The organism is Muricoccus vinaceus (assembly GCF_042433125.1).
In the GTDB taxonomy this organism is placed as follows: Bacteria; Pseudomonadota; Alphaproteobacteria; order Acetobacterales; family Acetobacteraceae; genus Roseomonas; species Roseomonas vinacea.
Genome location: NZ_JBHLVZ010000052.1, coordinates 1 through 9,639, shown reverse-complemented (window position 1 = coordinate 9,639; position 9,639 = coordinate 1). Strand labels below are relative to the sequence as shown.

Sequence of the window (9,639 nt, the reverse complement as noted above, 5' to 3'; positions counted from 1 at the left end):
GGTCCGGCCACCGCCGCCAGGATGGAGGCGCTGGGCATCCGCACCGGCCGCGACCTCCGCGAGTGGAGCCTTGCCTTCCTGCAGGAGCACTTCGGCAAGGCGGGCGCGCACTTCCACACCATATCGCGCGGCGAGGACCATCGCCCCGTGGTGCCGAACCGGCCGAGGAAGTCCTCGGGCTCGTAGACCACCTACGCCCGCGACCTCGCCACCCCGGTGGAAGTGGAGGAGGGCATCGTGGCCCTCGCGGAAGATGTCTGGGGCTGGTGTGAGAAGACCGGCACCTTCGGCCGCACCGTCACGGTGAAGGTCAAGTTCGCCGACTTCCGGCAGGTGACCCGCAGCCGTACCTCGCCGGTGCCGATCACCAGTGGGCGGGAACTCGCACGGATCTCGCGGAAGTTGGTGCAGGGAGTTTTCCCGCTGCCGAAGGCGGTGCGCCTTCTCGGCGTGACCGTCTCCGGCTTCGACAACGTCGACGAAAGGCGCCCGGACCAGATCAGCCTGGAGTTCGGCTGAGGAACCATGCAGCAGTGGGCAAACTGGCCATAAGCAGCACCTCCGCTCCTGGGCACCCGGCGGAAGAAGGCCAACGGTAGGCAGCTTCTCTTCAGTCGCTGTGTTCGACGCTTGCCAGGCCATCGAGCGCCGGCCACCAAGGCAGCATTGTGGATAGTGATAAGCTTCCCCCAGGAACAGAAAGGAGTGCGGTGCATGGATCTGGGACTTGCGGGAAAGGTGGCGGTGATCACCGGAGGGACGCGCGGTATTGGACTGGCAACGGCGCGGCTGCTCGCGGCCGAGGGTGCTGACGTGGTCCTGGTCTCGCGCAACGCTGACGAAGCTGCCCAGGTGGCGGAGGACATTGCCAGCACCACGGGCCGTCGTGCTTTGGGAGTGGCCGCCAACACCACGGACGATGCCGCGGTAGCAGCTATGGCGGCCGTCGTGGAACGTGACCTCGGCGGCGCCCATATCTTGGTGAACTGCGCAGCCGATCCCGCTGGGCAGAAGGCGGTGCCCGTTCCCTCCGAGGCTGAGTGGGCTTCCCTGGCGTCGCACATGGATACCAAGGTCATGGGCTACCTGCGTTGTGCCCGCGCCCTGCTGCCGGCCATGCGCCGGGCTGGATGGGGCCGCATCATCAACGTTAGCGGGCTGGGCGCACGGCGGACCGGTGACGTGGTGGGCACCATCCGCGACGTCGCCGTGGTCGCCCTGGCGAAGAACCTTGCCGACGAGCTGTCGGGCACCGGCATTGCGGTCACTACCGTGCACCCCGGGATGACGCGCACGGAGAAAGTGGACGCGATGCTTGAGGCTCGTGCGAGGGCGGAAGTCCGAACCGTCGGTGAAGTGGAGGCGGCCATGGCACAGAACGTGCTGATGGGGCGCTTGCCGACGGCGGAGGACGTGGCCCAGGTGATCGCCTTCCTCGCGTCCCCTCTTTCCGTGACAATCAACGGTGTTGCGATTGACGTGGGCGGAGGCGCGCGCGGGTCCATCAACTACTGAGATCCGCGCCCGCTTTGGGAACTCGGCGGCGATACGCCCATAGCCACAATGGGCGCAGCGCCGCCGAAGTATCTGCGCAACTTGAGTGGGCCGCCAGCGGCCGATGCAGGCTGTGGGTGGTGCTGCAAGGGAGAGGGCGGGGATGCCGGAAGAGCTGCTCGATGCTACGCTCAACCCTCCTGCCCCTTTCCCTGGTCCCTTCCCCCTGAGCCAGACTACCGAACTCACCCGCGTCAAGGCGCGTATCCGGGCCCTTGCCGAGAAGACCGTCTCGAACGGCTGCACCGAGGCCGAGGCGCTCGCCGCCGCCGAGATGGTCGGGCGGCTGCTCGAGCGCTACGCGCTCAGCATGGCCGAGGTGGACCTCCGGGCCGAGCCCTGCGTGCAGGTCGAGATGCCGTTACCGGGCCGTCAGCGCCGGCCCATCGACGGCTGCGTGCCCGCCATTGCGCGCTTCTGCGACTGCAAGGTCTGGCTCGCCCGCGACGAGGATCGGCCCCGCTACGTCTTCTTCGGCTTCGAGCCGGACACCTCCATGGCCGTCTACCTCTTCGCGGTGATCGACCGTGGCATCCGCCAGGAGGTGCTGGGCTTCCGGGCACAGCATCCCGCCCTGCGAGGCACGGGGCTGCGGCAAGCCTCCACCAGCTTCGCCCACGGCATGGCCAGTCGCTTGGCCGAGCGGCTGGAGGCGCTGCACGCGGCCAGGGAGGCGGATGTAGCGGCGCAGCGCTCGACCGGCACCGCCCTCATCCTCGTCAAGCACAGCGTGGTGGAGGAGGCCTTCCGCACGGCGGCGGTGCGGCTGGTGGCGCAGCGCGGCGCCAGCATCCGCCTGAACGGCGCCTACCAGCACGGCTACGCTGCCGGCGAGCGGGTCAACCTCCAGCGGCCGGTGAGCGGCACCTCGCAAGACCGGCTGGAGGGATGAGTGGGCGCGATCGGCAGCGCGCGCGGGTCTATGCCTGGGAGGACTGGGTTGTGGCACCCCATGCGCCGGACCTGGTCCCCTTCTCCGCCGCTTCGGCCATGGTGGATGCCATCTGGGCCGAGATGGGCTTGCGCTGGCCGCCCAAGGTGGAGCGACTGCCGGCCCAGGCCACTGCCCGGCAGGCGGATGCCACGCGCCTGCGGCTCCGCTTGCCCGAGGCTCTGCCGTCCTGGATCCTGCTGCACGAGCTCGCCCATGCCATGACCAGCACGGCCGAAGGCGGGACGGACGGGCATGGTCCGCGCTTCATGGGCCTCTACCTGCAACTGCTCGAGCGCTACCTCCGCCTGCCCGCCGCCGCGCTGCTGCCCTCGCTGAGAGAGGCGCGCATTGAGGTGGACCTCGCGGCACGACCGGTGTTCCTCGATGCCGCTGCACCTTGAGCGCCTGAACCCGGCCCAGCGCGCGGCCGCGACCACGCCGGCGCCGCTCCTGGTCCTGGCTGGGGCGGGCTCGGGCAAGACCGAGACGCTGATTCGGCGCGTGGCCGACCTCATCCTGTGCGGGGAGGCGCCTGAGCGCCTGCTCTGCATCACCTTCACCGCCAGGGCAGCCGGCGAGATGCGCGACCGGCTCGCCGCCCTGCTCGGACCGGCGCGGACGCCGCGTTGGGTCGGCACCTTCCACGCCGTCATGGCGCGGCTCATGATCGAGGACGCCGCCAGCATCGCTGGTCTGCCGCGGGGCTTCGCCATCCTGGGTCAGCGCGACGCCCGCGCCTTGCTGATGGGGGCCGCCGGCATCACGGACAGCAAGGAAGCAGGCCAGCTCGCGGAGGCGGTGTCGCTGCTCAAGAACGGCTTGGTCACCGAGCCGCGCAAGCTACCCCGCTCCTCCGCCCTCGCCCGCTTTGAGCCCGAGGTACTGGCCAGGGCTGCCACCGTGCTGCCGGCCTACCGCGCGGCGCTGGAGGCGCGCCAGGCGCTCGACTTCGACGACCTCATCGCGCTGCCCGTTGCCGCCATGCGCGCGGATCCCGGCCTCGCCAAGCGCTGGTCGGCGCGCTGGGCCGAGATCCTGGTGGACGAGTACCAGGACACGAACCATGCCCAGCACGCGCTGGTTCGCCTTCTTGCCGGCAAGGCAGAGCGGGTGTTCGCGGTCGGTGATGATCTGCAGGCAATCTATGGCTGGCGCGGCGCCGACGTCTCGCACATACGGCGGTTCGGGAAGGACTACCCAACCGCTCCCCCACCCGTAAAGCTCGAGACCAACTATCGCTCGACCGCGACGATCCTGCGCGCGGCCAATGCTGTCGCAGCACAGGATCCGGAGGCTCTGCCTAAGACCTTGCGCCCGGCCGAGCCGAAGGCGCCGCCAGGGCAGTCGATCACCGTCCGCGAGGCGGCCACTCCCGAGGACGAGGGGCGGGAGGTCGTGGCCTGGCTACGGGCCCTCAAAGGGAGGCAACCAGAGCCTCGCTGGCGCGAGTGCGCGGTGCTGGTCCGGGCCGGGTTCGTGGCCGATCCCATTCTTGCCGCCCTGCGGCAGGCTGCGATCCCCGTGCGGTTGGTGACCGAACGTGAGCCGGAGGCGCCGCGTGAGGTGCTGGGCGCCATCGCCTGGTTGCGGCTGGCAATGAGCCGGTCTGCTGCGGGGCGTCGTGGGACGGAGGCCTGGGACACCGGGGCGGACGACGCGTTCCGCCGCGCCTGTGCCTACCCGCCACGGGGCATCGGCGCCGTGCTGTTCGGGCGACTGCGGGAGCATGCGGCCGAGCGGAGCCTTGCCCTTGCGGGGGCGGTACCAAGCCTGCCGGCAAGTCCCGATGAGCGGCGCGCCCTGGAGGCGGTGCTGGGCATCGCGCGGGAGATCGCCGACGGCGTGGCTCGCCGGGCGCTCGGACCGGCGGACGCGCTGCAACTGGCCGCGGAGGCGAGCGAGATCGCCGAACGGCTGGAGGGCGGCGGCAAGCTTGGGGCGGCTTGGGGGAAGGCTCTGCAAGCGGCTGAGAAGGCCGGCAGCGTGGCGGCATTCTGCGAGGGCGCAGCTCTGACAGATGCGGTTGACGGAAGTGAGGAGGCCGATGCGGTGCCGGTGATGACGCTGCACCAGGCCAAGGGGCTCGAGTTCGATCATGTCCTGCTGGCCGGCTTGGAAGAGGGCGTCTGGCCGCATTGGTCGGCCGAGCAGAACGGTGCCCTGGCGGAGGAGCGGCGCCTCTTCTATGTCGGGCTGACCCGTGCCCGACACTCGCTGCAGCTGACCTGGGTCCGGCACCGACGTGAGTGGGAAGGCAAGCCGTCGCGCTTCATGGGCGAATTGCCCGGGCCGCAGGCCAGGCCAGTCGGCGCAAAGCCGACTGTGCCGTCACGGGCTTCCCCGATCCCGACCGGCACGGAGAAGGACAGGCTTGTCTCGAAGTTTCTTGCCCCTAAGGGGGGATCCAGGCGGTAGGAATTAGGCAGACGCTGGGCTTTGGAGACTTGCCGCCGCCTTCCTACGCCTTAGCCCGCGTCGGCCCCGATGAGCGACGCTGACGGCGTCCCGTCGAAGCCGCAGGAAAGGGTAGCTGCATGGCGGGCGCGTCGTTCCGACGCTCCCGTGCCCCGCGCGGCTGTGGCTCCGCGGCAGGCGTGTCATCGATCCCGGGCACCGGCCAGAAGCAAACCACCCGTCCTTCCTCGCCTCTGAGCGCCAGGAAGACCACGCGCGTTACCTCGCCCTCCTCACCGGTCTCCACGGCCAAGCGGAACATCAATCCCTCTGCCTCGTCGCCGCGGCCGAGCGCCAGCGCGAGCTGCTGCGCCTCGCTTTCCTGCTGGCGGAGCGTGCGCTTGCTGGGCTCGTCGGCATCGCCCCGGAAGAAGCGCACGGGCACCCCGTCGATCAGGAAGACAAAGTGGTGCGTCTCGTCGAGCACGCCGAGCCAGGGGTAGCGGCCCGCCTCAGCGGTGCGGCGGAGCCGGTTGCGGCTGAACGAGTAGGCGCGACAGCCAATCGACCAAGCATCGTCGCCTGCCCAGGTATCGGCCATGGCGAGCGCGTCGGTGCGCCCACGGGCGAGCAGGCGGGCGCAGGCGGTGATGCGCTCCTCCATCAACGCGGGATGCAAGTCCCAGGGGCAGCGCGCTGCCGGCACCGCGTCGGCCTCGTTCGTCATCAGGTCAAGATAACGCACGGACCTGCCCGTGTCACAGCACAACGAAGACAGCACTTCTCGGCCGGAAGCGGCAGGTCCGCTGTGGGGTCAGGCTAGAATTAGCGGCCATGCTGCAACGAAGTTGGGTCACAGCCGCCTGTTAGTTCCTGGCGGTCTGGTAGGCCCATGAGGTTAGCATCTAGGTGAACAGCTCGGGTGCTGTGCGGGCGGTCAGATGCCCTGGCCGCCGGAAACCTCGATGCGCTGCGCGTTGACCCAGCGATTGTCTGGACCGAGCAGGCTAGCGATCATCGGCCCGATGTCGTCGGCCACTCCGACGCGGCCTAGCGCCGTCATGTCCGCGAAGAACTTGTTGAACTCCGGCGTGTCACGCACAGCGCCGCCGAAGAAATCGGTCTCGATGGCGCCCGGCGCCACGGTGTTGACCGCGATGCCACGCGCGCCCAGTTCCTTGGCCATGTAGACGGACAGCACCTCCACCGCGCCCTTCACCGCCGAGTAGGCGGCCCAGCCCGGCGCGGAGACCCGCGTCAGGCCGGAGGACAGGTTTACGATGCGCCCGCCATCCGCCAGCATTGGCAGCAGCGCCTGGGTGAGAAAGAACACGCCCTTGAAATGCACGTCGACCAGCTGGTCAAACTGCGCCTCGGTGGTGTCGGCGATCAGCGCGTGGTCACCGTGCCCGGCATTGTTGACCAGGTGGTCGAAGGTATCGCGCCCCCAACTTTCGCCCAGCGCCGACCGAAGCATGGAAACGAAGGCAGGAAAGGTGGCGGCGTTGCCGACGTCGAGCTGCAGCGCGACGGCCTTGCGACCTGTGGCGGCGATCTCGGCGGCAACGGCCCGCGCCTCGTCGGCGCGACTCTGGTACGTGATGACGACGTCGCCGCCGCGGGCCGCGATGCTATGCGCCGTGCTGCGGCCGAGACCGCGACTGCCGCCGGTAACAAGCGAGATAGTGGTCATGGCTAGGCTCCTTGCGTGCCGCCACGATCATTGTCTCAGACCCGGCTGAAGTCCTTGCCGGAACTTCGGACTTGCTTGCCTAATCCTCCGAAACGGCTGCGACGGCGGGACGCTGCCGCTATGATGGCCGCATGAGCAGCCTTCTCGACCTGGTCCGCCGCCACGGCGAGGCGCATGCCGATGGCCACGGCATCGCCCGCACCGACATCCCTGGGCTGAGCACCGTGCACGCGGCGGCGCCCAGCGAACTGATGCACGACATCTCCCGCCCGCTCGCCTGCCTGGTGGTGCAGGGCGGCAAGCGCGTCACAATGGCAACGCGGGATTTGAACTTCGGCACGGGGGACTCGCTGCTGATCACGGCCGACGTGCCTACCGTCAGTCAGGTGACCCGGGCGAGCGAGGCAGAGCCATACCTGTCGCTGGTGGTCGAACTGAACCCTGTCATCATCGCCGATCTCGGCCTGCGGATGGAGGGGATCGCTGCCGCCGATGCCGACGCGGTCCAGGTCGACCCGACCGGGGCCGAGGTTGCGGAGGCAGCCACCCGGCTCATGCGCCTGCTCGACCGCCCGGCGGCATTGCCGGTACTGCAGGAATCCCTGATGCGCGAGCTGCACTACTGGCTGCTCACCGGGCGGCATGGGGCGGCGGTCCGGCGGATCGGCTGGCCGGGGGGGCATGTGGAGCGCGTGTCGCGTGCCGTGGCGGTGCTGCGCGCCCGTTTCGCTGAGCCGCTGCCGGTGGAGAGCCTGGCGGCCGTCGCCGGGATGAGCGCGTCCTCCTTCCATCAGCACTTCCGCAGCGTGACCTCCCTTTCGCCCCTGCAGTTCCAGAAGCAGTTACGGCTGATCGAGGCGCGGCGACTGATGCGAGGAGAAGGCCGCTCGGCGAGCAGTGCGGCCTTCGCCGTCGGCTACGAGAGCGTGCCCCAGTTCACGCGTGAGTACGGCAGAATGTTTGGTTCGCCTCCGGCCAGAGACGCAGGAGCGGCACGACTGTCTGCCGAGGCGCCCACATGACTTGCTCAAAGTGGGGCCGAACGCCTGTGGTGGACCAAGGCAGCTTTGGCGGCAGCACGGGCGCGTTGGGGATGCTGGACGCATGATCGGGGGGAGACCAACGTCGCCGCCCTGTGCCGCATGGGGCGCCGGCACCCGGCCTACCATGGCAGGTGCCAGCCAGGAGAAGTTGGTCAGATCGTAGCGTCGCCGGACTCCTCAGCACCGCCGAAGGCCACGACAACTTCAGGCGCGTCCATCAGCACCTCGGCTAGTGAGCAGTGCGATGTGATGGTAGCCCGGCATCCGTGTCAAACCACGTCGTGCAGGTGCTGGCGGCCGAGCGCCAAGGCCCCCGCCTCAGCCCAGGGCAGCGGAGGCCTCCGCGAGGGCGTGCGCCACCCGGTTGCAGGCCCGGCGCGCAGCCACGGCGGTATGCCGCGCCGCGTCCGAGGCCAGCTCCGACGGGGCGAGCCGGCGGAGCGGGTCCAGGACCGGCCAGGACGGAAGCGGTAGGGCCGGATCATGCGCGAACCGGTCGCCCAAGGTGCAGTCCAGCGGCACCAGGGCGCGGCAAATGCGTAGGATCACCCGGTTCAGCCGCTCCGCGTCCAGCTCCTCGCGCGCCCGGACCAGCCTCTCCCGCAAGGCCGTGGTTCTTTGAGCCAGCCCGTCCAGCGGCATGCCATGTTCCCGCACGCCATCGAGCCGGATTAGCTCCCCAGCTAGAGAGTCGAGCTGGGCGATGTGGTCGATGGGCAGCACCGCATCCGTAAGGAGACGGTGGACGGTCTCGAGATAAATTCGCGCATCCCGGGCCAAGTTCTCCGGGTCGATCTTGTCCAGCAGGTCGCCCGGCGTGTGCCACCACCAGCCGAGGGCGTGGCGCATCTTCACGCCTGACGGCACCTGCTCGCTGAAGGCCATGAACATGGCAGGCACGGGCATTTTCACATTGGGGATCTCTGGCCGTAACGAAGCGGCTGCGCCAGGATAGTGGGATGACGTCCGAGTTCACCACCTACCCTGGGTACCGTTTCCCGGCTGAGGTCATCCGGCATGCAGTCTGGCTTTATCACCTCTTCAGCCTGAGCTTCCGAGACGTTGAACTGCTTCTCGCCGAGCGAGGCGTGGTGGTCAGCCACGAGAGCATCCGCCGCTGGTGCCTCCGCTTCGGCACGGATTTCGCGGCCAGGCTGCGGAAGCGTCGCCCGAAGCCGGGCGATACTTGGCACATGGATGAAGTGTACCTGAGGATCAACGGCGAACTCTTTTATCTCTGGCGCGCAGTGGATCAGCACGGTGTCGTGCTCGACGTCCTTGTGCAGAAGCGCCGGAATGGCACGGCGGCCAAACGCTTCTTCAAGCGCCTTCTGGCTGACCTCAAGTACAAGCCCCGCAAGATCATCACGGACGGGCTGCGCAGCTATGGTGTCGCGCAACGGGAGATCCTGCCCGATGCGCGGCATCGGACCAGCCGCTACCTGAACAACCGTGCCGAGAATTCCCATAGGCCGACGCGACGTCGAGAACGCCAGATGCAACGTTTCAAGTCGTGCGAGCAAGCACAGCGGTTCCTCTCGGCACACGGCGTGATCTACGGCCACTTCCGTCCGCGGCGGCACCTGATGAGCGCCGGCGAGTACCGCCATGCTCGTGACAACGCCTTCCGGGTCTGGAAGCGGGAGACGTGCGTCCAAGTGGCAGCGTGAGGTTGCGCAAGCTCTGCCGCCAAGTCCAACGCGCCTCGTCGCCAAACAACGTGACAATGCCCCGGTGAGGGCCTTGTCAGGTTGGCGGGTCCGGAGGGGCGTGGCAGCCTGCGCCGCATGAACTCGCCTAATCCGTACCAAGGCTTCCGCTATCCAGCCGAGGTCATCCAGCATGCAGTGTGGCTGTACCACTGCTTCAGCCTCAGCCTGCGTGACGTCGAGCTGATCCTTGCTGCACGCGGCATCGTGGTCAGTTACGAAAGCATCCGCGAGTGGGGCCTGCGCTTCGTACTCATCCGGTGAGTACCGCAGTTGACGATCAGGCGGCGGCGGCCAGCGCCAGATTGGATG

At 68.6% G+C, this 9,639-nt stretch carries 10 protein-coding genes and 2 pseudogenes; 9 read left to right on the top strand and 3 right to left on the bottom strand.

The window, feature by feature from the left end; genetic code table 11:
- The 6 genes and pseudogenes from ACFFIC_RS16845 to ACFFIC_RS16820 all read left to right on the top strand — a co-directional run.
- A partial coding sequence (locus ACFFIC_RS16845) for a DNA polymerase thumb domain-containing protein (protein ID WP_408906653.1) occupies window positions 1-186 on the top strand: 186 nt, incomplete at its 5' end.
- A 12-nt stretch (window positions 187-198) separates the two neighbouring features.
- Window positions 199-519, top strand: a pseudogene (locus ACFFIC_RS16840) (DinB/UmuC family translesion DNA polymerase); the annotation flags it as partial.
- Between the two features lie 195 nt (window positions 520-714).
- Entirely contained in the window at window positions 715-1,515 is an 801-nt protein-coding gene (locus ACFFIC_RS16835; protein WP_377052413.1) for an SDR family NAD(P)-dependent oxidoreductase, read from the top strand.
- Between the two features lie 142 nt (window positions 1,516-1,657).
- Window positions 1,658-2,446 carry a DUF7168 domain-containing protein gene (locus tag ACFFIC_RS16830; RefSeq protein WP_377052411.1) on the top strand — a complete coding sequence of 263 codons (789 nt, stop codon included), beginning with the start codon at window positions 1,658-1,660 and terminating at the stop codon, window positions 2,444-2,446.
- The gene (locus tag ACFFIC_RS16825; protein WP_377052409.1) at window positions 2,443-2,889 is read left to right on the top strand and encodes a hypothetical protein; all 447 of its coding nucleotides are present in this window, start codon (window positions 2,443-2,445) and stop codon (window positions 2,887-2,889) included. The genes ACFFIC_RS16830 and ACFFIC_RS16825 overlap by 4 nt, the downstream gene beginning before the upstream one ends.
- Entirely contained in the window at window positions 2,873-4,903 is a 2,031-nt protein-coding gene (locus ACFFIC_RS16820; RefSeq protein ID WP_377052407.1) for an ATP-dependent helicase, read from the top strand. The genes ACFFIC_RS16825 and ACFFIC_RS16820 overlap by 17 nt, the downstream gene beginning before the upstream one ends.
- 43 nt (window positions 4,904-4,946) lie before the next feature.
- Here ACFFIC_RS16820 and ACFFIC_RS16815 read toward each other — a convergent pair whose 3' ends face one another.
- Both ACFFIC_RS16815 and ACFFIC_RS16810 read right to left on the bottom strand, forming a co-directional pair.
- The gene (locus ACFFIC_RS16815) at window positions 4,947-5,627 is read right to left on the bottom strand and encodes a hypothetical protein (RefSeq protein ID WP_377052405.1); all 681 of its coding nucleotides are present in this window, start codon (window positions 5,625-5,627) and stop codon (window positions 4,947-4,949) included.
- Window positions 5,628-5,819: 192 nt separating this feature from the next.
- Window positions 5,820-6,575 carry an SDR family NAD(P)-dependent oxidoreductase gene (locus tag ACFFIC_RS16810; protein ID WP_377052403.1) on the bottom strand — a complete coding sequence of 252 codons (756 nt, stop codon included), beginning with the start codon at window positions 6,573-6,575 and terminating at the stop codon, window positions 5,820-5,822.
- Window positions 6,576-6,706: 131 nt separating this feature from the next.
- On the opposite strand from ACFFIC_RS16810, the gene ACFFIC_RS16805 reads away from it, so the two are divergent.
- Window positions 6,707-7,597: an AraC family transcriptional regulator gene (locus ACFFIC_RS16805; protein WP_377052401.1), complete on the top strand. Its 891-nt coding sequence runs from the start codon at window positions 6,707-6,709 to the stop codon at window positions 7,595-7,597.
- Between the two features lie 339 nt (window positions 7,598-7,936).
- Here the strand turns inward: ACFFIC_RS16805 and ACFFIC_RS16800 are convergent, their stop codons facing one another.
- Window positions 7,937-8,524 carry a hypothetical protein gene (locus ACFFIC_RS16800; RefSeq protein ID WP_377052399.1) on the bottom strand — a complete coding sequence of 196 codons (588 nt, stop codon included), beginning with the start codon at window positions 8,522-8,524 and terminating at the stop codon, window positions 7,937-7,939.
- Window positions 8,525-8,577: 53 nt separating this feature from the next.
- Between ACFFIC_RS16800 and ACFFIC_RS16795 the strand changes: the two genes are divergently transcribed.
- Together ACFFIC_RS16795 and ACFFIC_RS16790 are read left to right on the top strand one after the other, a co-directional pair.
- The gene (locus ACFFIC_RS16795) at window positions 8,578-9,288 is read left to right on the top strand and encodes an IS6 family transposase (protein WP_377052397.1); all 711 of its coding nucleotides are present in this window, start codon (window positions 8,578-8,580) and stop codon (window positions 9,286-9,288) included.
- Window positions 9,289-9,405: 117 nt separating this feature from the next.
- A pseudogene (locus ACFFIC_RS16790) lies at window positions 9,406-9,576 on the top strand (IS6 family transposase); the annotation flags it as partial.
- Window positions 9,577-9,639 lie beyond the last annotated feature (63 nt).

Bases quoted from the DNA above. Each gene is read 5' to 3' on its own strand.
- ACFFIC_RS16820 (WP_377052407.1), top strand. From the start codon at position 2,873: ATGCCGCTGCACCTTGAGCGCCTGAACCCGGCCCAGCGCGCGGCCGCG.
- ACFFIC_RS16825 (WP_377052409.1), top strand. From the start codon at position 2,443: ATGAGTGGGCGCGATCGGCAGCGCGCGCGGGTCTATGCCTGGGAGGAC.
- ACFFIC_RS16830 (WP_377052411.1), top strand. From the start codon at position 1,658: ATGCCGGAAGAGCTGCTCGATGCTACGCTCAACCCTCCTGCCCCTTTC.
- ACFFIC_RS16805 (WP_377052401.1), top strand. From the start codon at position 6,707: ATGAGCAGCCTTCTCGACCTGGTCCGCCGCCACGGCGAGGCGCATGCC.
- ACFFIC_RS16800 (WP_377052399.1), bottom strand. From the start codon at position 8,524: ATGCCCGTGCCTGCCATGTTCATGGCCTTCAGCGAGCAGGTGCCGTCA.
- ACFFIC_RS16835 (WP_377052413.1), top strand. From the start codon at position 715: ATGGATCTGGGACTTGCGGGAAAGGTGGCGGTGATCACCGGAGGGACG.
- ACFFIC_RS16795 (WP_377052397.1), top strand. From the start codon at position 8,578: ATGACGTCCGAGTTCACCACCTACCCTGGGTACCGTTTCCCGGCTGAG.
- ACFFIC_RS16810 (WP_377052403.1), bottom strand. From the start codon at position 6,575: ATGACCACTATCTCGCTTGTTACCGGCGGCAGTCGCGGTCTCGGCCGC.